The 24429-nt window shown below is 65.2% G+C and carries 22 protein-coding genes and 1 tRNA gene; 12 read left to right on the top strand and 11 right to left on the bottom strand.

Annotated elements, in window-relative coordinates; genetic code table 11:
* The first annotated feature begins 12 nt into the window (after nucleotides 1–12).
* Nucleotides 13–1413 carry an MmgE/PrpD family protein gene (locus CK498_RS16745; protein ID WP_095621998.1) on the top strand — a complete coding sequence of 467 codons (1401 nt, stop codon included), beginning with the start codon at nucleotides 13–15 and terminating at the stop codon, nucleotides 1411–1413.
* 42 nt (nucleotides 1414–1455) lie between these two features.
* Nucleotides 1456–2523: an AbrB family transcriptional regulator gene (locus tag CK498_RS16740; RefSeq protein WP_095621997.1), complete on the top strand. Its 1068-nt coding sequence runs from the start codon at nucleotides 1456–1458 to the stop codon at nucleotides 2521–2523.
* Nucleotides 2524–2751: 228 nt separating this feature from the next.
* Here the strand turns inward: CK498_RS16740 and ltrA are convergent, their stop codons facing one another.
* Nucleotides 2752–4029 (bottom strand): group II intron reverse transcriptase/maturase, encoded by a 1278-nt coding sequence (ltrA, locus tag CK498_RS16735; protein ID WP_217987798.1) that lies wholly within the window; start codon nucleotides 4027–4029, stop codon nucleotides 2752–2754.
* 707 nt (nucleotides 4030–4736) lie between these two features.
* On the opposite strand from ltrA, the gene CK498_RS16730 reads away from it, so the two are divergent.
* Nucleotides 4737–4813: transfer RNA gene (locus CK498_RS16730), tRNA-Met, on the top strand.
* A gap of 8 nt (nucleotides 4814–4821) precedes the next feature.
* Here CK498_RS16730 and CK498_RS16725 read toward each other — a convergent pair.
* A complete protein-coding gene (locus CK498_RS16725) occupies nucleotides 4822–5745 on the bottom strand; it encodes a DMT family transporter (RefSeq protein ID WP_095621995.1) in 924 nt (307 codons plus the stop codon).
* An 88-nt stretch (nucleotides 5746–5833) separates the two neighbouring features.
* Between CK498_RS16725 and CK498_RS16720 the strand changes: the two genes are divergently transcribed.
* On the top strand, nucleotides 5834–6742 hold the full coding sequence (locus tag CK498_RS16720; RefSeq protein WP_095621994.1) for a LysR substrate-binding domain-containing protein: 909 nt from the start codon (nucleotides 5834–5836) through the stop codon (nucleotides 6740–6742).
* A 14-nt stretch (nucleotides 6743–6756) separates the two neighbouring features.
* Here CK498_RS16720 and CK498_RS16715 read toward each other — a convergent pair whose 3' ends face one another.
* The gene (locus tag CK498_RS16715; RefSeq protein ID WP_095621993.1) at nucleotides 6757–8055 is read right to left on the bottom strand and encodes a M18 family aminopeptidase; all 1299 of its coding nucleotides are present in this window, start codon (nucleotides 8053–8055) and stop codon (nucleotides 6757–6759) included.
* Nucleotides 8056–8183: 128 nt separating this feature from the next.
* Here CK498_RS16715 and CK498_RS16710 point away from each other — a divergent pair, with 128 nt between their 5' ends.
* Nucleotides 8184–10223 (top strand): carboxy terminal-processing peptidase, encoded by a 2040-nt coding sequence (locus CK498_RS16710; protein WP_095621992.1) that lies wholly within the window; start codon nucleotides 8184–8186, stop codon nucleotides 10221–10223.
* Between the two features lie 113 nt (nucleotides 10224–10336).
* Nucleotides 10337–12058, top strand: a complete 1722-nt coding sequence (ligB, locus tag CK498_RS16705) for an NAD-dependent DNA ligase LigB (protein ID WP_176475820.1) — start codon at nucleotides 10337–10339, stop codon at nucleotides 12056–12058.
* Here the strand turns inward: ligB and CK498_RS16700 are convergent.
* The 4 genes from CK498_RS16700 to CK498_RS16685 all read right to left on the bottom strand — a co-directional run bounded on the left by CK498_RS16700 (nucleotide 12044) and on the right by CK498_RS16685 (nucleotide 15367).
* A complete protein-coding gene (locus CK498_RS16700) occupies nucleotides 12044–13267 on the bottom strand; it encodes an RNA polymerase sigma factor (protein WP_095621990.1) in 1224 nt (407 codons plus the stop codon). The two genes, ligB and CK498_RS16700, sit on opposite strands and share 15 nt — an antisense overlap.
* A gap of 3 nt (nucleotides 13268–13270) precedes the next feature.
* On the bottom strand, nucleotides 13271–13630 hold the full coding sequence (locus CK498_RS16695; RefSeq protein WP_095621989.1) for a YciI family protein: 360 nt from the start codon (nucleotides 13628–13630) through the stop codon (nucleotides 13271–13273).
* Nucleotides 13631–13720: 90 nt separating this feature from the next.
* Nucleotides 13721–14347: a LysE family translocator gene (locus tag CK498_RS16690; RefSeq protein WP_095621988.1), complete on the bottom strand. Its 627-nt coding sequence runs from the start codon at nucleotides 14345–14347 to the stop codon at nucleotides 13721–13723.
* 111 nt (nucleotides 14348–14458) lie between these two features.
* Nucleotides 14459–15367 carry a LysR family transcriptional regulator gene (locus tag CK498_RS16685; protein WP_095621987.1) on the bottom strand — a complete coding sequence of 303 codons (909 nt, stop codon included), beginning with the start codon at nucleotides 15365–15367 and terminating at the stop codon, nucleotides 14459–14461.
* 108 nt (nucleotides 15368–15475) lie between these two features.
* On the opposite strand from CK498_RS16685, the gene trpB reads away from it, so the two are divergent.
* Both trpB and trpA read left to right on the top strand, forming a co-directional pair.
* On the top strand, nucleotides 15476–16681 hold the full coding sequence (gene trpB / locus CK498_RS16680) for a tryptophan synthase subunit beta (protein ID WP_095621986.1): 1206 nt from the start codon (nucleotides 15476–15478) through the stop codon (nucleotides 16679–16681).
* Between the two features lie 20 nt (nucleotides 16682–16701).
* Nucleotides 16702–17523 (top strand): tryptophan synthase subunit alpha, encoded by an 822-nt coding sequence (trpA, locus tag CK498_RS16675; RefSeq protein WP_095621985.1) that lies wholly within the window; start codon nucleotides 16702–16704, stop codon nucleotides 17521–17523.
* 108 nt (nucleotides 17524–17631) lie between these two features.
* Here trpA and CK498_RS16670 read toward each other — a convergent pair whose 3' ends face one another.
* Nucleotides 17632–17976, bottom strand: a complete 345-nt coding sequence (locus CK498_RS16670) for an antibiotic biosynthesis monooxygenase (RefSeq protein ID WP_095621984.1) — start codon at nucleotides 17974–17976, stop codon at nucleotides 17632–17634.
* Between the two features lie 127 nt (nucleotides 17977–18103).
* On the opposite strand from CK498_RS16670, the gene CK498_RS16665 reads away from it, so the two are divergent.
* Nucleotides 18104–18979, top strand: a complete 876-nt coding sequence (locus tag CK498_RS16665) for a helix-turn-helix transcriptional regulator (RefSeq protein ID WP_095621983.1) — start codon at nucleotides 18104–18106, stop codon at nucleotides 18977–18979.
* Here the strand turns inward: CK498_RS16665 and CK498_RS16660 are convergent.
* Both CK498_RS16660 and CK498_RS16655 read right to left on the bottom strand, forming a co-directional pair.
* Nucleotides 18976–19614, bottom strand: a complete 639-nt coding sequence (locus CK498_RS16660) for a LysE family translocator (protein WP_095621982.1) — start codon at nucleotides 19612–19614, stop codon at nucleotides 18976–18978. The two genes, CK498_RS16665 and CK498_RS16660, sit on opposite strands and share 4 nt — an antisense overlap.
* 252 nt (nucleotides 19615–19866) lie before the next feature.
* Nucleotides 19867–20769, bottom strand: coding sequence for a LysR substrate-binding domain-containing protein (locus tag CK498_RS16655; protein WP_095621981.1), 903 nt, complete (start codon nucleotides 20767–20769; stop codon nucleotides 19867–19869).
* 143 nt (nucleotides 20770–20912) lie between these two features.
* Between CK498_RS16655 and CK498_RS16650 the strand changes: the two genes are divergently transcribed.
* Nucleotides 20913–21623, top strand: coding sequence for an FMN-dependent NADH-azoreductase (locus CK498_RS16650; RefSeq protein WP_095621980.1), 711 nt, complete (start codon nucleotides 20913–20915; stop codon nucleotides 21621–21623).
* 30 nt (nucleotides 21624–21653) lie between these two features.
* On the opposite strand, the gene CK498_RS16645 is transcribed toward CK498_RS16650, so the two are convergent.
* Entirely contained in the window at nucleotides 21654–22532 is an 879-nt protein-coding gene (locus CK498_RS16645; RefSeq protein ID WP_095621979.1) for a LysR family transcriptional regulator, read from the bottom strand.
* A gap of 113 nt (nucleotides 22533–22645) precedes the next feature.
* On the opposite strand from CK498_RS16645, the gene CK498_RS16640 reads away from it, so the two are divergent.
* Nucleotides 22646–23533, top strand: a complete 888-nt coding sequence (locus tag CK498_RS16640; RefSeq protein WP_095621978.1) for an alpha/beta fold hydrolase — start codon at nucleotides 22646–22648, stop codon at nucleotides 23531–23533.
* 323 nt (nucleotides 23534–23856) lie between these two features.
* Nucleotides 23857–24402 carry a P-loop NTPase family protein gene (locus CK498_RS16630; RefSeq protein ID WP_095621977.1) on the top strand — a complete coding sequence of 182 codons (546 nt, stop codon included), beginning with the start codon at nucleotides 23857–23859 and terminating at the stop codon, nucleotides 24400–24402.
* Nucleotides 24403–24429 lie beyond the last annotated feature (27 nt).

The following is a 24429-nucleotide window of genomic DNA, read 5'->3' as shown; positions in this document are numbered from 1 at the left end:
GGAGGAAACGATATGAGCGGTCATAGCCCGGCGGATAACGTACATACCCGTAACATTGCGAACTTCGTCTCCAACCTGCGCTACGAGGACATACCGGAGGAGGTCCGCCAGCGCATCAAGCTGTTGATCCTCGATTCTCTGGGCTGCGGCCTCTACGGCACCGATCTGCCCTGGGCGAAGATCCTCAAGGAGACGCTGTCGGCGGTCGACAGTAGCAGCGATGGCGCCTCGCTGTGGGGCACCAATAAGCGTCTGTCGGCGCCGCACGCCGCCCTGGTCAACGGCACCCAGGTCCAGGGCTTCGAGCTCGACGACGTCCACCGCCAGGGCGTGCTGCACGTCGGCGCGGTGACCCTGCCGGCGCTCATCGCGGTGACCGAGAAGGCGCAGTTGAGCGGACGTGATTTTCTCACCGCCGCCGTCGCCGGCTATGAGATCGGCCCGCGGGTCGGCATCTGCATGGGCCAGGAGCATATCGGCCAGGGCTGGCACTCGGGCGCCACCGTCGGCGTCTTCTCGGCGGCCTCCGGTGCGGCGCGTGCCCTTGGCCTGAGCCCGGAGCAGACCGTCCACGCCCTGGGCATTGCCGGCACCCAGGCGGCCGGCCTGATGGCGGCGCAGTACGGCGCCATGGTCAAGCGCATGCACGCGGGCCGCTCCTCCCAGAGCGGTCTGTATGGCGCGCTGCTGGCGCAGAACGGCTTCACCGGCATCGTCGATGTGTTCGAGTCCCCTTACGGCGGCTTCTGCACCACCTTCTCCCGCTCCCAGGATCGCTTCGATCTGAACGCTCTCAGCGCGGGGCTGGGTGAGCAGTTCGAAACCCTGCGGATCTCCCTCAAGTTCTATTCCTGCGTGGGCAGCAACCACACCACCTTGGACGCGATTCGCGCGATCCAGGAGCGGCGGCCGTTCACCCTGGACGAGCTGGACAAGATCGTCGTCTACGGCTCGCAGGTCACCGCCGATCACGTGGGCTGGGCCTACCGTCCCGAGGGCCTCACCTCGGCGCAGCTCAATCTGCCCTTCTGCGTGGCGACGCTGCTGCTGGAGGGCGATGTGTTCGTCGATCAGTTCCTGCCCGATTGCGTCGACAGCCAGGGGCGTATCGAGTTGTCGCGCCGCGTCGAGGTGCTCGAGGACCCGGCCATCACCGCCCAGGGCTCGAAGTTCCGCCACAAGGTCCGCGTCGAGGTCCGTCTCAAGGATGGCACGGTGGAGACCGAGACTCGCGAAGCGCCGCGTGGCAGCGAGACCTATTTCGCTACCGAGCAGGACATCGTCGACAAGTTCCGCAAGCTCACCCGCAAGGTGATGCCGGCCGAGCAGCAGGACGCCCTGGTCGAGGCGATCCTGCGCATGGACGAGCTGGAGGACGCCCGGCGCATTACCGACCTGCTGCGGGTCGGCTAACGAGCCAAAAGCCAGGTACCGCGAATCCACTCGGAGAGATCAATGCCGAATAAAGGCGTCCTGCTGTGTTTTACTAGCGCTGTTTTGGCGGGATACGCAGCGCACGCCCTTGGGGTTCCGCTGGCCTGGGTTCTGGGTCCGTTGGTGGTGACGGCCGCCTTCGCCATCGGCGGCATCATCCCTTTTGCGCCCTTGGCCGGCCGTCGGGTCGGTCAAGTGGTCATCGGCGCGGCCATCGGGCTCAACGTCACTCCGGCCGTCGTCGTGAGCTTGATCGGCTGGCTGCCGATGATGGTCTTCACCGCCTTGCTTTCGATGCTGGTCGGCTCGGCTTGCGCCATCGCCTTGGCGCGGTTCGGCCGGGTCGATATGAAGACCGCCTATTTCTGCATGATGCCGGGCGGCTTGTCGGAAATGTCTAATATCGGCGCCGCCCACGGCGCGCAGAACGAGCCTATCGCGCTATCGCAGGCCGTACGGGTGGCGCTAGTGGTGTGCATCCTGCCGCCAGCGCTCGTGGCGCTGGGACTGGAGGGCGCTTTCCACGAACGCGCTGTTGCCCACGACTTGTCCTGGAAGATTCTGCCGCTGGTGGTTCTTTGCGGGCTCGTCGGCGCTTTGGGCGCCAAGCTGCTGCACTTCAACAACCCCTGGATGATCGGTTCGCTGATGGGCGTGGGTTTGCTCGCTGCCTTCAGCTTCGCCGAGGGACGCATGCCGCGCCCGCTCTTCTACGCCGGTCAGTTCCTGCTCGGAATCGCGATCGGTGCGCGCTTTCGCCGAGAGGTCGTCATGAAGTTAGGACGGTTCGTCTTGGTTAGCTCGTCTCTCGTGCTCCTGATGGCAGGCGGCATGCTGCTCTATGCGCTCTTGCTCGCTGACTTGGCCGACATCGACATCGCCACTGCTGCCTTGTCGGCTTCCCCCGGCGGTTTTGCCGAGATGGCGGTGACGGCAGAGGTGCTGCACCTGAACGTCACCATGGTGACCGCCTTTCACGTGATTCGAGCCCTGCTCGTCAACGGCTTTACGACCTATTACTTCATCTTCCTCGAACGCATCGGTTTCTTTCGATTTGGCAGCAAGCTGCTGGGAAAGCGGCCTAGGTAATATCTGAGAAGTCGTAAAGTGCAGGCTGGTTAAGACAATAGTCGGAAAAATGTCGGAGTTTCCATAGTGTAACTAATGGCTTTGAAATGGGCTCCGTGTGAGGCTGAGGGGTGTCATGCTTTTCGGGGGAAGTCCAGTGGTCGGGTAGACCGGGCGATTACTCGTCCCGGCCCCCTCAGATCCGGACGTGCGCAATTAACGCATCCGGCTCCTCAATCATCAGATTCGCTAAAAGGACCATCGGTGCACTACCCTTGCACGCGGCAAGGGAAGACGAGCCAGCAGTTGACCTGCCTTCTCCCACGTAATCCACCCTTTCTGGGAGCGTCGACTCAACCTCTTTATCCAGTACCAGATTACCCGGAACCGGAACACCTGGAGCGCTCTGCCATTGTTGCAGATACCGTAATAGGCAAAGTGCCCTTGTACCTTCCGACATAGATGGCGATGCTGGACTTGAAGCGGCAGGTGCCTGTTCGCCCGACACCAAAGCGAAATATGCCTCAGTGCCCGTCTGAATCGGTCCTTGGCCGTTTTCTGCTTGATGATCCAGCGACCGCGCCGGGATTTTCCCCAGTAGTGGGTAAAGCCCAAAAAGTCGAAGGTCTCGGCCCGTTGCTCGCGGTGTGGTCGGAACCGCACCAGCCGGGTCTTGGCTGGGTGCAGGGTGAGCCCAAAGCGCGCGAAGCGCTTCGGCAGCACCTCCAACACCTTGCGGGCATCGGCTTCATTGCTGAAGGCAAGCACGGCGTCATCGGCAAACCTCACCGAGAATGCCCGTCCTCGCAGGCGCGGCTTGACGTCCTTCTCAAACCACTCGTCCAGCACGTAGTGGAGGTAGACGTTCGCCAACATCGGGGAAATCACACCCCCTTGCGGGCTTCCGACCTTACCTCTCTGCCACTGCCCGGCCTCCATTACACCGGCCTTGAGCCACTTGCCGATCAGGCGCAGGATGACACCGTCCTTCACTCGTTGCTGCAAAAACGCACGCAGGTGCTGATGGTCAATCGTGTCGAAGAAGGCCTGGATGTCCAGGTCGATGACCCAGCCACCTCCCATCGACGACAGCCCGTCCCACACCGTCTTGATCGCCTGGTGCGCCGAGCGTCCCGGTCGGAATCCATACGAGCCATCCCGAAAGTCATGCTCGTAGAGGGGTTCCAGCAGGGCCACCACGGCGCGTTGCAGGACCTTGTCTTCGAAGGTGGGGATGCCGATCGGCCGTGTGGTGCGTCCATCTCCCTTGGGAATATGGACGCGCCGCACCGGCGGTGCCCGGTAGCGACCGCTCTTGGCCTCCTCCAGCAACCGCTGGATATTGGCCTCGAAGTCGCGCACGAAGTCGTCCGCCGTCTGGCCATCGATCCCGACAGCGCCGTCTCGGCGCGTCATCAGGTAGGCCGTCTTCAGCCACTGGGCATCGATGTTATGCGCCAGTGACGTGAAGGCACGCTGCGGGAAGCGCTCTGCCAGCGCAGCTATCCGCAATTGTTTCGTGTACATGACACCAGGTTCCTGTGCACCTGTCATGTTTCCCTCTCGCGGTTCTGATGATTGGCCGCCCCTTCCCTCCAGCGGGTCCCGTCGAGCCGGTTCCCCGCCTTCTTAGGTACTATGAGCGACTCCGACTCCCGCCTTTCCGTCCGACCGGCTTCTTGTGCTCACCTGGCCGTACCCCTTGAGCGCCTGTGATTCGCTTCCAGTACCGTCAGGCGCGACAGCACCGGACCGGGAGCTTTCGCAGCAGGCAGCCCCTCGCCTGTGCCATACCCTTCAGGGGAGAAAGGCGGGCCTCCCAGGTTCCTGGGAACCCCCTATGTGGACATGCCCTGCTCTCCGACCCCGGCGACCCTCCCCGCCAAGCCACCCAGCGGGTTCGTATTGCCTTCCACTTTCAGAAGAGTGTCGGCGATCGCGACCATGACTATTTCGGGGCTCAATCACACGGCCTATCCACTCGCTATCTACGCTTCACAGCAGCGATTACTCGATGCTGCGCAAGACTCGCTACCGGCTGGTGGCTAACCTTGGCCGGGTGGGACTTTCACCCACTGGGTTTCAATATGCCCTTTTCACCTCCGTTGGTCGGTGTCCTAGGCGACCAGGCTTCTCCTGGCGCACTCTGAAAAGTCAGCGAGCGTAGCTAGGTTTCAGTCATAACCTAAAAAGGTTGACGGATCATGCCCTTACCCGTATGATTCGCCCCCGTTGGCTACGTAGCTCAGCTGGTTAGAGCACATCACTCATAATGATGGGGTCCCCTGTTCGAATCAGGGCGTAGCCACCACGAATCGATTACCCCGCTGCTCCGGCAGCGGGGGTTTTCGTATGCGTTGGACTCAGGCGGCGCAGCGCGATCACCACCCCCAGCAGGGCGACCAGCATACCCAGCAGGCCATGGCGGCCCGGAAGCTCGCCGAACATCAGCGCCGCCCACACCAGGGTGACCGGCGGTGTCAGGTAGACCAGCGTCGAGGTCTGGGTCACCCCCAGGCGCCGCAGGCAGGCCAAGAAACAGCCGTAGCCGCCCAGGCTCGAGAGCACGATCAGCCAGGCGATGGCACTCAGGGTAATGCCGTCCAGCACCGGCAGCGCCAGCCGCCCCTGGGCGGCGATCAGCGCGGCCAGAGTGAAGATCAAGGTGGCCGCCCACAGCTGCACCGTCAGCGTCGCCGCCATCGGCAGCGCCGTCAGCCGCCCCACGCTGAGCAGGCTGCCCAGGGTCACCGAGACCACCGAGAGAAGCGGCAAGGCATAGGCCCAGGCCGGCGCCGCCTGAGCGCTGCCCAGATCGTCGACGACACAGATGCCTACCCCCAGCGTGGCCAGCAGCATCCCCGCCCAGCCCTGGGCACCGAGGCGCTCCCCCAGCCAGCGACCGGCCAGCGCCGCGGCCAGCAGCGGCTGCAGCGCCGCCACCAGTGCCGTCAGCCCGGTGCTGACACCAAACTGCAGGGCCAGGATCACCCCCAGCAGATAGCCGCCCATGGTCAGCGCGCCGATACCAGCCTCGGCCAGCAGCGCCGTGAGCGGCAGCTGCTGGCGCCGGGTACAGCACCAGAAGAGCCCGGTGATCAGACTGGCGAACAGGAAGCGCCAGGCGAACAGCGCCAGGATCGGCATCGATGCGCCCATCGCCAGCCGGCCGCCGACGAAGCCGGAACTCCAGCACACCACGAAGCCGATGACGCAGGCCAGGGTAATCAGCGCGGGGGGCATATGCAGGGCCTCTCTCAGTGAATGGGCCTTGATCCTGCGCCGCGCCACAGCTTTAATAAATCGAAATCATATTGATGGAGCCTTCAACATGACTGAAGCCTCTGCAGCCACGCTGGACCTCGAACTGCTGCGCAGCTTCCACGCCGCGGCCAGGCTCGGCTCGCTGGCGGCCGCCGCCGAGCAGCGCCACCGCACCCTGAGTGCCATCAGCATGCAGATCAAGCGCCTGGAGCAAGCGCTGGGGGCACGGCTGCTCGAGCGCGGGCCGCGCGGCGTGACTCCCACCGCCACCGGCGAAGCGCTGCTCCAGGAGTCGCGGGAACTACTGCGCCTGCACGACGCCATGCTGTCGCGCTTCACCGGACGTCGCCTGGCGGGCAAGGTGAGGCTCGGCCTGCCCGAAGACTACGCCCGCGAGCTGCTCACCGGGGTATTGCCGGAGTTCACTGCCCACCACCCTGACGTACTACTGGAAGCGGTCACCGCCACCAGCGGCGAGCTGGCACGCCAGCTCTCGCGCTCGCAGCTGGCGCTGGCGGTGGTGCTCGATCGCCCCCACCGCCTGCCCGATGGCGAGGCGCTCTGGCAAACCTCGCCGGTGTGGGCCGGCCCACGAGCGGGAGATCTCACCCAGCGCCCCAGCGTGCCGCTGGCCCTGCACGAAGTGGATTGCCCCTATCGCGAGCTGGCCGTGGAGTCACTCGAAGCCGCCGGCACCGCCTGGCACGCAGTATTTACCAGCACCAGCATTCATGCAGTGGAGACGGCAGTCGAGGCGGGCCTGGCGATCAGCGTCATCGACCGCGAGCGGCTCACCCCGGCGATGCGTGAGCTGGGCGCCGAGGAGGGCCTGCCAGCGCTCAAGCCATGCCAGGCACGTCTGCATATGGCACGTCATATCGACGCGGCCTCGCGCCCGGCGGTCGAGGCTCTCGCCGCGCTGCTGCGCGAGCGCCTGCAGGCGCGCGGCCCGTGGCGGGCGCTGCCACTGGCCTGAGCGGCCACGCCAACTCAGCTCAGCGTGGGGCGGTTGAGGAAGGCCTTGAGGGCACGGATCATATGTGCGACATCGCGGCTGCCGGCGGTCTCGCGGATCGAGTGCATACCCCACTGGGCGACACCCACATCCAGCGTCGGCACACCGAGTTCGGTGGCGGTGATCGGCCCGATGGTACTGCCGCAGCCCATGTCGGCGCGGGTCACGAAGGTCTGCACCGGCACCCCAGCCTCGCGGCACAGCTCGCGGAACATGGCCGCGGTGGCGCTGTTGGTGGCATAGCGCTGGTTGGCATTGACCTTGATCACCGGCCCGCCGTTGATCGCCGGGCCGTGGGCGGCGTCGTGCTTGTCGGCGAAGTTGGGATGCAGCGCATGGGCGTTGTCACAGGAGATCATCCTTGACGATTGAATCAGCCGAACGAACGGCTCTTCCCCCGGCGTGCCAAGCTGTTCGCAGACCCGGCGCAGCACATCGGCCAGGAACGGGCCCTGGGCACCGCAGGCGCTGGCGCTGCCCACTTCCTCATGGTCATTGGCCACCAGCACCGCGCCCTGCCGGCCATCCGCGTCGAGCAGCGCTTCAAGCCCGATGAAACACGACAGCAGGTTGTCAAGGCGGGCACTGGCGATCAGCTCGCCGTTGACCCCGACCCGCGCCGGCGGCTGGGTATCGTAGAGCGCCAGCTCGAAGTCCAGCACCTCGGCCTTCTCCAGGCCGTGCTGCTCGTAGAGCCAGCGCCCCAGCAGCGCCTCCAGCCCCTGCTCCTCGCCCCCCTGCAGCAGCACCGGTGCCATCTGGGTCTGGGGATTGATGGCACGGCCGTTGTTGGCCTCGCGGTCGAGGTGAATCGCCAGGCTGGGGATGATCGCCACCGGTCGTTCGACGTTGAGCAGCATGCCCTGCAGGCGCCCATCCTCGCGGCGCACATGAACACGGCCGGCGAGCCCCAGGTCGCGGTCGAACCACGGCGCCAGCAGCGCCCCACCGTAGACTTCCACCCCGAGCTGCAGCCAGCCTTGCTGGTGCAGCGCCGCATTGGGCTTGAGGCGTAGACCCGGGCTGTCGGTATGGGCGCCGATCATGCGCAGCCCGCTGAGCGGCTCGCTGGGCAGCTGCAGGGCGACGATCGAGGAGTCGTTGCGGGTCACATAGACCCGCTCTCCGGGGCTCAGCTGCCAGGCCTGCGTCTCCTCCAGGCGACGATAGTCAGCATGTTCCAGACGCCGCACCATATTGGCTGTGGCGTGCCAAGGCGTCGGAGATGCTTGCAGAAAGGACAGCAATCGTTCCAATGTAGCGTCGTGGGGCATGATCATCCTCATCTAAGAGTCTGTGTCCGGCGACGCAGGCTGCTACAATGCCGGCTCGGCCATGGCAACTCAGGTGCCGGACGCTGGTCTAGGGAAGAAGTGTACATGAAACCGGGAGTGCTTCATTGATGAGCCTGATTGCAGCCATTCGGCAATTGAGTGCCCTTGTGCTGGTGCTGACGCTAAGCACCGCGATCCATGCCCAACCCGAACCCTCCGACGCTCAACGTCAGGCTGCCACCGAGGTCGCCGAATCGCTACGCTATGGCCACTATGCCGATGTGAGCCTCGGCAAGGCTTGGTCGCGGGAGGCCTTCCAGCGCTACCTGGATGTCCTCGACGGGCAACGCGCCTACCTCACCCAGGCCGATGTCGATGAGTTTCGCGGCCTCGAACGGCGCCTCGACGACGTGCTCTACGATGGCGACCTGGAGCCGGTCTTCGCCCTGCACAGCCGCTATCAGCAGCGCCTGGAGTCGCGGCTCAACTGGATCCTCGACCGCCTCGACGAGGGTTTGAACTACACCTACGATGACGATGACCGTCTCGAGCTCGACCGCGACGAGGCGCCCTGGGCAGCGAGCCAGGCCGAGCTCGACGAGCTATGGCACAAGCGACTCAAGAATGCCGCTCTCAGCCAGATCCTCAACGACCTCGACGACGAGCAGGTCATCGACAACCTGCGCCAGCGCTACGAGGGTCAGCTCTCCCGGGTGCGCCAGACCAACAGCGAAGACATCTTCGGGCTGTTCATGGCCGCCATGACCAGCACCATCGACCCGCACACCGAGTACATGTCGCCGCGCCAGGGTGAGTCCTTCGACATCCAGATGCGGCTGTCGCTGGAAGGCATCGGCGCGCTACTGCAGAGCGAAGGCGAGTACGTCAAGGTCTCGAGTCTGGTGCCCGGCGGCCCCGCCGAGCGCGCTGGCGTACTCGAGCCGGCCGATCGCATCATTGCCGTGGGCCAGGAGGACGAAGAGGAGATGGTCAATGTCATCGGCATGCGCCTCGACGAGGTCGTCGACCTGATCCGCGGCCCCAAGGGCTCGGTGGTGCGTCTTGACGTGGTGCCCGCCCAGGCCGTCGACATGACTCGCTCACGGGTGGTGGAGATCACCCGCGACACCGTCAACCTGGAAGACCAGGCGGCCAGCAGCGAAGTGGTCGACATCCGCCGTGACGGCCATAACCACCGGGTCGGGGTGATCAAGATCCCGACCTTCTACGTCGACTTCGATGCCTGGCAGGCCGGCGAGGACGAGTATCGCAGCACCACCCGTGACGTGGCCCGCGAGGTCGAGTCGCTCAAGGAGCAAGGCGTCGATGGCATCGTCCTCGACCTGCGCAACAACGGCGGCGGCGCACTGCAGGAGGCCAACTCGCTGATCGGCCTGTTCATCGATCGCGGCCCCACCGTCCAGGTGCGTGACGCCCGCGGCCGGATCAGCCTCTACGGCGACACCGAAAGCGGCAGCCTCTACGAGGGGCCGCTGGGCGTGCTGGTCAACCGTCTGTCGGCCTCGGCGTCGGAGATCTTCGCCGGCGCCATCCAGGACTACGGCCGCGGCCTGGTGCTCGGCAACCGCACCTTCGGCAAGGGCACGGTACAGACCATCAACGACCTCAGCCATGGCCAGGTCAAGCTGACCCGCGCCAAGTTCTACCGCATCTCCGGCGAGAGTACCCAGCATCGCGGCGTGGAGCCGGACATCGTGTTCCCCAGCCTGCTCGATCCCGAGATCATCGGTGAGAGTACCCTCGACAACGCCTTGGAGTGGGACACCGTGCGCGCCGTACAGTACCGCAACTACGGCGAGCCGTGGCGCTATCTCGAAGAGCTGAGCGCGCGGCACCGCGAGCGCGTGGCGAGTCATCCCAACTTCATCTACCTCGAGTCCCAGGCCGAGCTGGCCCGCGAGCTGCGCGAAGAGCAGACCAGCGTCAGCCTCAACCGCGAACAGCGCCAGCGTGAGATGGAAGAGCTGGAGAGCCGCCAGCTTGGCCTCGAGAATGACCGCCGCCGCGCGCTGGGTCTCGAGCTGCTCGACGACTGGGTCGACGCCCGCGGCGAGGACCAGGAGGAGAGCGAGCCCGCCGAGCACGCCAAGCTGCTGGAAAGCGCCGAGGTACTGCTCGACTACACCCTGCTGTCCGAACGCCGCTAACCCACACCACGCACTGCCCACCTGCCCCGCCATCCTGGCGGGGCAGGCGTTTGTGTATTCGACTATGCTGATATCAACGCCGCGCCATGCGCGACAGCGACAGGGATGTCAGCATGTTCACCGACTCGATCCTCAGCGTGGGACAGCCACGGCGCCACCGCCTGCGACTCCTTATCTTCGCCCTCCTGAGCGGCCTCGCCTGGCCGCTGCTGGCCGACGCATGCCGGCCCATCGACGAGGCCAGCCGCGTCCAGCTCGAGGCACGGCTGGCCGAGTGGGACACGGCCTACTACGAGCGCGGCGAGCGGCTGGTCGACGACAGCCTCTACGACCAGACCCGCCAGCGGCTGGCACGCTGGCAGGCCTGTAGCGGCGAGCCATCCGCCACCACGGCACATGAACCCGACGGGCCGCTCGACCACCCGGTGGTGCAGACTGGCCTGGCCAAGCTCGACGGCCGCGACGCCTTGGCGCGCTGGATGCAGCGCCGCCGGGCACACTCACTGTGGGTGCAGCCCAAGGTCGACGGCGTGGCCGTGACGCTGGTCTATGATGACGGCCAGCTGGTGCAGGCGATCAGCCGTGGCGACGGCGAGCGCGGCAGCGACTGGCTAGCGCATCTGCGCCAGGCGCCCCACGTTGCACAGCGCTTGGCGGCCCCCTATCCACCTCGGGTGGTATTGCAGGGCGAGCTCTATCAGCGCCTCGAGCAGCACGTTCAGGCCGAACACGGCAGTGCCGGGGCGCGCAGCGCCATCATCGGCCTGATGGCGCGCCACGCCTGGCAGCATGAGGCTGCCGCTCAGGTGGGGCTATTCGTCTGGGATTGGCCGGATGGCCCAGCCGACATGCAGCAGCGTCTCGACAGGCTCGCCGCCTGGGGGTTCAGCGATAGCGTGGCGATGACCCAGGCCGTGACACAGGCCGATGAGGTGGCTGCCTGGCGCCAGCGCTGGTATCGCGGCGCCCTGCCCTTCGCCACCGACGGCGTGGTGGTGCGGCAGAGCCAGCGCCCCGCCCCGGACACCTGGCAGCCGGCACCGCCGGCCTGGGCGGTGGCCTGGAAACACCCCGCCCAGCAGGCGCTGGCCGAGGTGCGCGGCGTCGAGTTCCGGGTCGGCCGCACCGGGCAGATCACCCCGGTGCTGCAGCTCTACCCCACCGCCCTCGACGACCGCACGATACGCCGCGTCAGCCTTGGCTCGCTGAGCCAGTGGCAGCGGCACGACATCCGCCCCGGCGACCACGTCACGATTCGGCTCGCCGGACTGACCATCCCTCAATTCGACGCCGTGCTAACCCACCGCCAGCCGCGCCCGCCCCTGGAGATCCCAGACGCCGGGGCATTTCACCCCCTCAGTTGCCTGCGTCTGACGCCCGGCTGCGAGAGCCAGTTTCTGGCCCGGCTGACGTGGCTCTCCGGCCCGGACGGCCTGGACATGGCCGGCCTCGGCGAAGGCAGCTGGCAGCGCCTGATCGACGCGGGGCTACTCGAGGAGCTGCTCGACTGGCGCGACCTCAGCCCGGCTCAGCTGCAGCAGGCCCACGGCGTCGGCGAGGTGCGCGCCGCCCAGTGGCACGCCCTGTTTGCCGAGAGCGTCGAGCAGTCGCTACCCCGCTGGCTGGCGGCCCTGGGCATGCCCAAGGTCGCGCCCACGGTACTTCAAGACGCCAATGGCGAGGTCACACTCGCCGAACTGCGCCAGCGCTCCGCGGCCGACTGGCACGCCCGAGCAGGCATCGGCGAGATCACCGCCGCGCGGCTGGTGACGTTCTTCAGCGATCCACGCATCAACGCCTGGCTCGACGCCCTGGTCGAATCAGCCGAGGGCTGACTGCACCTCGGCCAGGCGGCGTTCGAGAAAGCGCCGCTCGGCAGCCTGGGGCGATAGCGCCAACGCCTCGCGATACGCCCCAGCGGCCTCGTCATAGCGTTTCAGGCGCCGCAGCAGGTCGGCGCGTACCGCCGGCAGCAGGTGGTAGCCCGGCAGGTGAATCTCATCGAGCAGCGCCAGGCCGGTTTCCAGCCCGTCGGCCATGGCGATCGCCACGGCACGGTTCAGCGCCACCACCGGCGTCGGCTGCATGGCGTAGAGCAGGCTGTAGAGCGCCGCAATGCGCCGCCAGTCGGTGTCGGCGGCACTTGTCGCCTCGACGTGCAATCCGGCAATGGCGGCCTGCACGCAATAAGGCCCGAGCGGTCCTTGCCGCAATGCCGGGTCGAGCTGGGCGCGGCCCTCTTCGATCGCCTCGCGATCCCAACGCCAACGTGCCTGATCCTCCAGCAGCACGATATCGCCGTGCTCGTCGAGACGCGTATCGCGGCGCGCATCGTGAAACAGCATCAAGGCCAACAAGCCCCGCGCCTCGGGCTCGGCGGGCAGCAGGCCAACCAGCAGGCGGCCCAGGCGAATGGCTTCGTGGCACAGCTCCTCACGTACCAGGCGCTCGCCGCCGCTGGCGGCATACCCCTCGTTGAAGATCAGATAGATCACCGCCAGCACCGCATCGAGGCGCTCGTCGAGGGCGTCGTCATCCGGCACCTCGAAGGGGATGCCGGCATTGCGAATCTTGGCCTGGGCGCGCACCAGCCGTTGGGCCAGGGTCGGCACCGGCAGCATGAACGCCCGGGCGATCTCCTCGGTGGTCAGGCCGCCCAGGGTACGCAGGGTCAAGGCAACCTGGGCGGGACGCCCCAGCGCCGGGTGGCAGCAGGTAAACATCAGCCGCAGGCTATCCAGCGGCACATCATCGTCATCCGGCGCCGGCGCCTCCCCCAGGGTCTGCTCGAGATGCACGACCAGCTCGCCCTGCTTGCGCTCGAGCATCTGGCGATGGCGCAGCTGGTCGAGCGCCTTGTGTCGGGCGGTGGCGGCCAGCCACGCCAGCGGACTGGGCGGTGTACCCTGCTCCGGCCATTGGCGCATGGCGGCCTCGAAGGCCGCCTGCAAGGCATCCTCGGCCAGGGCGAAGTCGTTGAAACGGCGAATCAGGCCGGCCAGCAGGCGACCATGAGCCTCGCGATAGAGCGCATCGAGATTCATCGCCTACAGGCGGTAGGCGGGGTCCACCGGCCGCACTTCGACCGAGCCCCCGACGCGCAGTGGCGGAATGCGCCGGGCCAGCGCCAGCGCCTCGTCGAGGTCGCGACACTCCACGACATGGAAACCACCCAACTGTTCGCGCGCCTCGGCAAAGGGCCCATCATGCGTCACCACCTGGCCATTCTGCTCGCGCAGCGTAGTGGCGCTATCTACCGACTGCAGCCGCGCCCCGCCGCGGTAGGCGCCGCTGGTGACCATCTCCTGGATCAGCGCCTGGTAGTCGTGCATCACCGCATCGCGGGATGCCTCCGGTAGCCCTTCCCACAGCGCCTCATCGATACAGCACATCAGCATATATTGCATGACGGTTCTCCCGGTTGCCTGGCAGGGCGACGTGCCCTGGTCACCCCTCTATCGTCACAGGTCGGCGACTTTCGACATCACCAGCTGACCTTAACGCTGCTTCATGGCCGCCACCGACAGCCCCGTGACCACGAAGGTCAGGCCGGCACCCACGTTGAGGCCGGCGACCACCCGCGGTCGCGCCTGCAACCAGGCGGACAGTCGCGCCGCAAACACCCCCATCAGCGAGAAGCCCACCGCGGTCAGGGCGGCAAACCAGACGCCGTAAACCAGCATCTGCGCCGTGACGGACCCCGCTGTTGGATCGACGAACTGCGGAATGAAGGCCAGCACGAAGAGACCCGGCTTGGGGTTGAGGGCAGCAGAAAGAAAGCCGATGGCGAAGATACGCGACAGCGGCTGGCGCCGGGCGGGAGCGAAGTGGATCAGGTTACGCGCCCTCAGTACCCGAATGCCGAGCCAGATCAGGTAGCCGGCACCGAGCGCCTTGACCACCCAGAAGGCCAGCTCCGAGGTCTGCAGCAGCAGGGTCAGGCCGAAGGTCGCCGCCAGGACATGCAAGAGGATCCCGGTACCGGAGGCCAGCCCCGAGGTCCAGGCCGCACGCCAACCCTGGCTCAGGCCGCGTCCCACCGCCAGCAGGTTATCCGGCCCCGGAGCGAGCACCAGCAGAATGCAGGCTGCGGTATAGGCGACCCAAATCTCGAACGTAAACATTGGCCTCTCCTTGATCGACACCTCGTCCCGGTCAACGGAAAGGATAGAACGCCCTGGAAAAGGTGCCACTGTCGACGTATATCGCCGTGGCCCCCCCAGTGGAGAGGGCGCTTATCGCGACAAGTACATATCGTTCAGCTCGCGCCTGAGCCATTCGACAAGCCGAGCACTGCGCCCTTGATGGTCGCTGTGGGCAAGCCACAGACACAGCCAAGCGGGTGTCTCGACGCTCCCCCAGGGTGCGACGAGGCGCCCTGTCCGCAGGTCATCCTCGACCAGCAGTCGGGGCGCTATCGCCACACCCAGCCCCGCCACTGCCGCCTCCATCAGATAGTAGAGGTGGTCGAAGCCCTGCCCTTCGGTCAACGACCGATCGAGGCGCGTCGAGTCGAGTGCATGTGCGTGGGCCCACTGCGGCCAGGCCTGAGGCCGCGAGGCGGTATGCAGCAGCTTGGCGTCAAACAGCGTCGCCGGCCGCTGCGGATCGAACCGAGCGGCTAGCTGCGGACTCGCGACCGCGCAGATGTGCTCTGCCGCCAACTCGACCACCTCCACGCCCGCCGGCCACGGCGGTTCAGAAAAGGTCAGCGTCGCGCTTACCTCATCCCTTCCAGGGGTAGCGTCGCTCGCGCTGGAGACGACATGCAGCTTGAGTTCTGGCAACTCACGATGCAGGTGATCGAGCCGCGGGATAAGCCAGCGAGCCAGGAGCGTGCCCGGACAGGCCAGGATGAAGGGTGCCGCCTCGACATCGCGCTTCAACTGGGCACAGCCATCGCGCAAGCGGGTAAAGGCCTCGCCTACGCCACGCTGTAGCCGCTCCCCGTGACGCGTGAGTTCCAGGCCTCGGCCCGCCTTGGCGAACAGTGCCACGCCGAAATGTTCCTCGAGGCTGCGCAGCTGTCGGCTGACCGCACCGTGGGTCACGCTAAGTTCATTGGCTGCAGCCGTGACGCTGCCCAAGCGCGCGGTGGCCTCGAAAGCGCGCAAGGCGCTGAGGGAGGGCATGGTGTTTAGCATCGATCTGTGACTCAGGCTCACATAAAGCGGCCATCTTATCGATTTTTCGCCCCGCCTGTCTGCGTTAGCTTCGCTGAATGACTTCCCACGATCCCTGCGAGGTGCCCCATGACCGACGACTCGATGCAGCCCGATGCCAATGGCATGTTCGGCCGCTTCGGCGGTCGCTTCGTCCCCGAGACGTTGATGCCACTGATTGCCGAGCTTCAGGCCGAATACGACGCGGCCCAGAGCGACCGCGAGTTCCAGTCCCGACTCGCCTACTTCCAGCGCGACTACGTCGGACGGCCCAGCCCGCTCTACTTCGCCGAGCGTCTGACCGAGCACTTCGGCGGGGCAAAGATCTACTTCAAACGCGAGGAGCTCAACCATACCGGCGCGCACAAGATCAACAACTGCATCGGCCAGATGCTGCTGGCCAAGCGCATGGGCAAGACACGCATCATCGCCGAGACGGGCGCCGGCATGCACGGCGTCGCCACGGCCACCGTGGCGGCACGCTTCGGCATGCCATGTATCGTCTACATGGGCACCACCGATATCGAGCGCCAGCAACCCAACGTGTTCCGCATGAAGCTGCTCGGCGCCGATGTCGTCCCGGTCACAACGGGCACCGGCACGCTCAAGGACGCGATGAACGAGGCCCTGCGCGACTGGGTGACCAACATCGACGACACCTTCTACATCATCGGCACCGTGGCGGGGCCGCATCCCTATCCCGCCATGGTGCGCGACTTCCAGGCGGTGATCGGACGCGAAACTCGCGCGCAGCTCCTCGAACAGGAGGGGCGTCTGCCCGACTCTCTCGTCGCCTGCATCGGCGGCGGCTCGAACGCCTTGGGCTTGTTCCACCCCTTTCTCGACGACGCGACGGTCGCAATGATCGGCGTAGAGGCCGGCGGCAAGGGCGTCGAGACCGGTATGCACGCAGCAAGCCTCACCGGCGGTGCGCCCGGTGTACTGCACGGCAATCGCACCTACCTGCTGCAGGATGAAGATGGGCAGATCGTCGATGCCCACTCGATATCTGCCGGGCTCGATTATCCGGGCATCGGTCCAGAGCACGCTTGGCTGCACGAACAGGGGCGCATCGATTACGTCTCGATCACAGATAACGAAGCCCTCGCGGCGTTCCAGGTCTGCTGCCGTCTGGAGGGCATCATCCCGGCGCTGGAGTCGGCCCACGCCCTGGCCGAGGTCGCCAAGCGCGCGCCGACACTACCCCGCGACCACCTCATGGTGGTCAACCTGAGCGGACGCGGCGACAAGGACATGATGAGCGTCGCCCAACACCTGGGAGAGAACTTCCAATGAACGCCGCCAAGGAAACGCCCATGCACGACGCCACTCGCCTCGACAAATGTTTCACCGCGCTCAAGGCGGCGCAAAGGCCAGCGCTGGTGACCTACATCACCGCCGGCGATCCCGACGTCGAGACCTCGCTTGATATCCTCCAGGGACTGCCGGCGGCTGGCGCCGATGTGATCGAGCTCGGCATGCCATTCAGCGATCCCATGGCCGACGGCCCGGTGATCCAGAAGGCCGCACAGCGCGCCCTCGAGAGTGGACAGAACATGGCCCGGACGCTCGAGATGGTGCAGGCCTTCCGCCAGCAGGACACGCAAACGCCGCTGGTACTGATGGGCTATTACAACCCCATCTACCGCTACGGCGTGGCGCAATTCCTGGAAGATGCTGCCCGCGCCGGTGTCGATGGCTTGATCGTGATCGACCTGCCGCCCGAGCATGACGCCGAGCTATGCCTGCCAGCCAGGGAGCACGGCATTGCCTTCATCCGCCTCGCCACGCCGACCACCGACAGCCAACGGCTCCCCCGGGTGCTGGAGAATGCCTCAGGCTTCCTGTATTGCGTCTCGGTGAATGGCATTACCGGTGGCCTCGCCCCGGCACTTCACGATGTCGAGCGCATGGTGGGCCATCTGCGCGAGCATAGCCACCTGCCGATAGCGGTCGGTTTCGGCATTCGCAGTGCCGAACAGGCAGCAGCGATTGGTCGGTTCAGCGACGCCGTGGTCGTCGGCTCGGCCCTGGTAGAGCGCATTGAAAGCGCCGAGACCCGGCGCGGCGCCGTCGAGGCGGTTCATGGCCTGGTGCGTGAACTGGCCGCAGGCGTACGTCGAGCGGGCAAGTCCTAGAGCAGGGCCGGGCCGAGCCGAGCACGGCGCACCGAGGCCAGGCCGGCAATGGGAACGAAGGACGGGCGAAATGCGATCTGGCAGGAGGCTTTCCGCCCGTCACAAGGCTCACGAATGAACGAAGCGAACGTCGAAATGCGCCGAGCGTACGTCGCAGCGGCTCAGCAAGGCACGAGCCGCCGCCGGTACGACGGCTGCCTCGTAATCGTCGCCGGCGAACGCACGCACCGCCTCCAGACTGTCGAACCACATCGCGGTAATGAACTCCACCTCATCGTCGCCATCGCGGCGCAGCAGTTCGAAGCGGCGCAGGCCGGCGATCTGGCGATCGAGAATGCCCGGGATGATCGTGTTTCGCAGTAGCGCCTCATAAGCGTCGGCCCGCTCGCACGAAGTCCAACCGTGCCAGTGGCGTACGACGGGTAGTCGAGACGTAGTATTCGGGTCGGTCATGATACGTTCCCCGCTTTTCCGAGTAAGTGGAATACTCCAGACCTCATGAGGTTGAAGCAGCCGAGGAGAACAAACTTGGGTAAAATTGCTCTACTTGCCACGCCGCTCATGCACAAGGGTATCGGTCATGACAACGACGGCCAATCTGATCGCGACTGGACCGGGCTGGGAAATGCAGAAGCTTATCTGCACCGCGGGGCCGCAGGATCGCCCCTTCGAGGAGCGGCATGGCAGCGTCATCATCGCCGGGGTCATGAGCGGTACCTTCCTGTATCGAACCGAGACCGGCAAGGCGCTGCTACCACCCGGCGGCCTCCTGCTCGGCAACGTGGGGCAGTGCTTTTGCTGCAGCCATGAGCACGGTGCCGGAGACCGCTGCATCTCCATTCGCCTGACGCCGGAATACTGGGAAAACCTAGTGGCCGAGGTGCCGGGCATGCGCAGCACGACCTTCGATCGCCCGATGCTTTCGCCGAGCCCAGCGCTGGCACCCGTCACCGCCGCCTTGGCGTCCGCGGCCGTGCTGGAGAAGCCAGCACTGGTCGAGCTCGTGCCGCTCTGGGCGGAAACCGTCATGCAGTTGGCCCATGACGAGCGACCCGGGAGGGGGAGCGCAAGTCCACGCCATGAGCGCCGAGTTACCGAAGCGGTACGCCATATCGAAAGGAGCATTCATGAAGCCCAGAAGGACGACCTCTCTCTGGACGCGCTCGCCGACAGTGCTCATATGAGCCGTTACCACTTTCTACGCACCTTTCTCAGCGTCATCGGCATGACGCCGTACCAGTACGTACTGCACTTGCGCATGAAGCGAGCCGCACATTGGCTCCTCATCACCGACGAGCCTATCTCGACGATCGCATTCGACGCCGGCTTCAATGACCTTTCGACCTTCCATCATCGATTTCGGCGGATCATGGGCAAGAGCCCGGGCACCTATCGTCGGCAGCGATCCTGCCAATCCAGCGGACAGCCTCTCGCCGTCCATGACCTCGTACCCTAGGCGGTATGCCGCGGCTCCGCGGCGAGCTTGGCCGCCATCCCTGCCAGCACGCCTCCCATGACATAGCGTTGTACGGCCAGCCAGATTGGACGCTGCTGGAACCAAGTGGCGATACCCGCCGCTGACAGGGCGATGGCCAGGTTGACCGTGAAGCTCACCCCGATCTGGGTGAAGCCCAGCACCATGCTCTGGAGAAGGACGGGACCATACTCGGGCGAGACGAACTGGGGGAAGATCGCCAGGTAGAACACGGCGATCTTGGGGTTGAGCAGGTTGGTCAGAAATCCCATCAGGAACAACTTGCGAGGCCGATCTGCAGGAAGCGTGCGAGCCTCGAAGGGCGAACGCGCACCTGGCCTGACCGCTTGCCAAGCCAGAAAGAGCAGGTACAGCGCGCCGAGCCACTTGAGTATCTCGTAGGCCAAGGGAATGGCCAGGAACAGCGCGGTCAAGCCTACGGCCGCGGCCAGCATATGCACCAGGAAGCCTGCCATTACACCGAACAGCGAGATCACGCCCGCGGCCCGCCCCTGGCAGATCGAGCGCGAGATCAAGTAGACCATGTTCGGCCCCGGGGTCAGCACTACGATCAGGGCGGCCATGGCGAAAAGCAGCAGATCGGATAGCGGTATCATGACGCTCTCCTTGTCTGACGGATGGCATTCAGCACCGGAGATTCCTTAGACCTGCCGCCTGGCCAGCAGCGCCCACACCCCGGCGCCCGAAAGCAGCGAACCACCCAGTAGATGGAAGCGGCCGCAAAGGCCAGCCAGAGCTCGAGGTTCATCTCTCTTGTCTCGTTATGGATAGGTTTACAATCACTTTAGCATGCCCTCCTCGGGCATTAGCCGGTAAGCAAAACGTCGGCCGCCGTGCCCGAGAACTCATCACTCCGCCTCCTTATTCGGCGCTTCTACAAAGGTCTCTCTCAGCCATTCGGCGACCCGCTCGAGGGCAACATGGCCAGCGAAGCGGCTGTGCCGAATCAGCTGATAACGCAGCCCGGGAAGCCTTGGCCCGAAGGGGACCTGCAGCACGCCACGTTCAAGTTCATCCCTCACCAGCGTCTGACTCAGCAGCGCCACGCCCTGGCCGGCAATGGCGGCCTGGATCGCATGGCTCTCGTCGGAGAAGGTCAGGCTCGGGCCCAGGTCGGCGATGCTGCCACCCGCCGCTTGGCACCAGTGCTGCCAAGACGGCAGGCCCAGCGTAGCGCAGTACCAGTCGAAGACGATGTGCCGGACCCTGTGCAGATCCTCATACCCGCTCAGCCCCAGCTGCGGGCTGGCCACCAGGGCAAAGCTGTCCTCTGCCAGCACCTCGACCTGATGCTCCGGGTAAGGCCCCATGCCGTAGCGAATCGCCAGCGCGGCACCGCGCGATAGATCCAGGGGCACTTCGCTGGCGTGAATGCGCAAATCGATATCGGGGTGGCGTTCATGGAAGTCGGCCAGCCGCGGCAACAGCCAGTGGCTGGCAAAGGCTGGGGTGCAGGAGAGCGTGACGCTGGCCGGCGCCGTCTGCTCACGCAGCGCCTCAAGGGCGTCACCGAAGGCGTTGAAGCCGTGGCACAACACCGGATACAGGTGTTCCGCCGCCGCCGTCGGCACCACCTGGCGGACGCGCCGCTCAAACAGGGCCACATCAAGTAGCGCTTCCAGCTCCCTTACCTGCTGACTGATGGCCGCCGGGGTCACGCCCAGCTCCTCGGCGGCCTGCTTGAAACTGCGATGTCGCGCCGCCGCCTCGAAGGCGCGCAGCTGGGAAAGCGGCAACTGGCGTCGATTCATTGGAGGCTTACCCTGGAGGGCACTATAGGAAAGCTGAGCTTATTCATCTTCCAAGAATAGATCGTTTGTCAGTCCATTGTAATGGCATGGATCCTGTCATTCGCACATCACTACCGATAAGCGCAGTTAACAGGAGGTGACCCATGACCACCCTACTCCATCTTGATGCCAGCGCGCGCCCCGGACGTTCCGGAATCGATCCCCACGGCTCCCACTCGCGTCGTCTTAGCGCTCGTTTCGTCGAGCAATGGCAAAAGGCCCATCCCGATGACCGCATTCTCTATCGCGACCTGGGCCAGCACCCGCCTCATCCGGTCAGCGGAGAGTGGATCCATGCCGCCTTCACCAAGCCGGAGGCGCGTGAACCCTGGATGCACGACGCTCTGGCCGAGAGCGATGCGCTGGTCGACGAGCTACTCGAAGCGGACCTGATCGTTGCTGGCGTACCGATGTATAACTTCGGCGTCCCGGCGGGCTTCAAGGCCTATATCGACAACATCGTGAGAGTGGGACGCACCTTCGGCTTCGACCGCTCGCGCCAGGGGCTGCCCTACTGGCCGATGTTGACCGACATGCACAAGCGGCTGGTGGTGCTGGGCTCCCGGGGCGACTACGGCTACGAGCCAGGTGGGCGCATGGCCCAGGCCAACCACGTCGAGCCGCACATTCGTACCGTATTTAGCTACCTGGGCATCGAGGACGTACACGGTATCGCCGTGGAGTACGATGAGTTCGGCGGCGAGCGCCTGCAGACGTCGTTGGATCGGGCCGAACAGGAGATCGATGCACTGGTGGGCAGCCTGACAACGAGTCCGGGCATTACTCAGGACGTCGCCGCTCAAATCCGCGACTGACGCCCAACCGGCTGGCCGATGACCAGCCGATCATAGACCCAGGCCGGTGAAACGCCGCTGCCAGCCGATCTCCTTCACCTGCGCTATCAACGCCCGCGCAGCCGACGAGCCGGGATTGGCAAAGGCGTAGAAACAGGCATTGGGTAGCGGCGGCATACCGTCTTCGGCGTCCAGGGTACGCAGCCCTTCACGCAACTGGCTGCGTGCCACCGGAGCCACCGCGAAACCCGCCCGCGCCGCGGCTACACAACCGGCCATGCTGCTGCTCTCGAAGACCAGACGCCAGGCGCGGGCTGCCTGGCTCAGGGCCGCCATCGCCGCCTCGCGGTATACGCAGGGCTCGGGAAAGGCCGCCAAAGGCACCTCTCCCTCGATGTCGAAGGGGCAGTGAGCGCCATAAGCCCAGACCAACTCCTCCTGCCAGAGCAGCTCGCCCTCCTCAGCCACACGCATACACTGCTTACCGAATACCACATCAAGCCGGTCAGCCTGGAGCTGCCTGACCAGATCCGCCGTCACGCCCACGCGCAGCTCGACGGACGCTTGGGGATACCAGCGATGGAAGGTTTCCAAGACCTGGGGCAGCCAGCTACCGGCAAAATCTTCCGAGGCGCCAATACGCAAGCGGCCGCTGATCGTCGAGCCGCTTAGCCGAGCACGCGCCTCGCGCTCCAGGCCGATGATATTGCGTGCATAGGTAACCAGCAGCTCCCCAGGCGGGGTCAGCTGAAGCGTACGCGTCGTACGCGCCAGCAGACGACTCTGCGTCGCCTGTTCCAGGCGTTTGATATGCCCGCTGACCGCCGAAGGTGTCAGTGCTAGCCGCTCGGCCGCCGCCGCGAAACCACCGCTCTCCACCACCGCCAGAAAGGTACGCAGCAGTACGATATCCAGGCTCGCCTGAGACATGACGGCCACTCCACTATTCACAAAACATTGTGAATACCACCGGATTACTTGCCAATCAACACTTATCGCAGCGCTATGCTCGCGGTGTCACCCAACACACAAGGAACCCCATCATGCCGCACCATGCCACTGTCACTACCTCGACCCTGGAAATCGGCTACCTGGAATGGAACGCCCAAGGTGAACGCACCGCGATACTGATCCATGGTTGGCCAGACAGCCCTGAAGGCTGGTCCGATGTCGCCGAGCGCCTGGCTCAGGCCGGTTACCGCGTGTTGTGTCCGGCCCTGCGCGGTTTCGGGCCAACCCGCTTCCGCTACGCTGAAACACCTCGCAGTGGCCAGCTCGCCTCCCTGGGACGCGACCTGCTGGCGTTCATGGCGGCACTTGGACTGCAGCATCCGATCCTGGTGGGTCACGACTGGGGAGCCCGAGCCGTAGCCAACGCCTGCGGACTCGATCCTGCAGCCGGATCGCACCTGATCATGCTCTCGGTGGGCTACGGTACCAACGACCCCCAGCAGCCCATTTCACTCACCCAAGCACGCAACTACTGGTACCACTGGTACATGGCCACCCCTCGCGGGGCACTCACCGTCGAACAGGACCGCCACGCCTTCACACGCATGATGTGGGATAGCTGGTCGCCTGCAGGTTGGTACCAGGAGAAGGATTTCGCCACGGCCGCCGCGGCGTTTGACAATCCTGACTGGGCAAGCGTGGTTCTACACTCGTACCGTCATCGCTGGGGGTTCGCCGCCGGGGATCCCGCCTATGGCGAAGACGAGGCACGGCTCACCCCGGCTCCCAGATTAGCTGTGCCAACGCTGGTGCTGCACGGTGATGCCGATGCCTGCAATCACCCCGACAGCTCCGCCGGCAAGGACGATTTCTTTACCGGCCCCTACCATCGCCAGCTACTGGAAGGCGTCGGGCACTTCCCTCACCGGGAAGCCCCCGAACAAGTGGCGGCCGCCATTCTGACCTTCGTACAACGCTGAGTCCTGTAGGACCACCAGCCGATCCCGCCCCTGATCGACGACCTGTCACCGAACGCCCTTCCGACCCTACCAGCCAGGTCACCAGGCCGGCCACGTCGTCGGCCTCGTTACAGCGGGAGATGGTCATCAAGCTGCGCTGGGGGTCGACGAGTTCGCCGGCGAATGCCTGCAGGTGTCGTTGGATCGGGCTGAGCGGCGTATTGGGGCCTCCCATGTCGCATCTTGCCTCATGGGACGAGATGGCTATAATGCGCCGCTCATTTCAGTGCCCACCATCGAACAGGGCGACAGATCACCCTTTCTGTATCAGGGATGAGCAACGCATGGCGGTACGACTGCATCTCTTCGGTGCCTCGGGGTCCGGAACGACGACCCTGGGCACGGCGCTGGCCAAGCAGCTGGATATCCCCTTTCTGGATACCGACACCTACTACTGGCAACCCACCGATCCCCCATTTACCACAAAGCGTGATCCCGCTGAGCGAGTTGCCAGGATCGAGGGCGAGATAGCCGAGTGCGATTCATGGGTACTTGCCGGTTCCCTGTGCAGTTGGGGGGATCCCTTGCTGCATCACTTCACCATGGCGATATTTCTCTCACTCCCCCATGCGCAACGCATGGGGCGACTGCTCGACCGTGAGCGAGCGCGCTATGGCGATCGTATCCAGCCCGGCGGAGACATGCATGACACCCACCAGGAGTTCATGGACTGGGCCAGTCGCTACGACACCGGCAAGGCACCGCTACGCAGCTTCGACCTTCACGAACGCTGGCTACGCCGACTCCCGTGCCCTGTCATGCGGCTCGACTCCCGGCAACCGGTAGAGGCCCTCTGCGAGGCGGTGCTGGCGCGCCTGGTTAGCGCTTGAGCGCCAAAGAGAACTGCCTAATGGCAT

The organism is Halomonas salipaludis (genome assembly GCF_002286975.1).
Classification (GTDB): Bacteria; Pseudomonadota; Gammaproteobacteria; order Pseudomonadales; family Halomonadaceae; genus Franzmannia; species Franzmannia salipaludis.
Note: the sequence above shows the minus strand (reverse complement) of the source record. Positions and strands in the feature narration are given on the sequence as shown.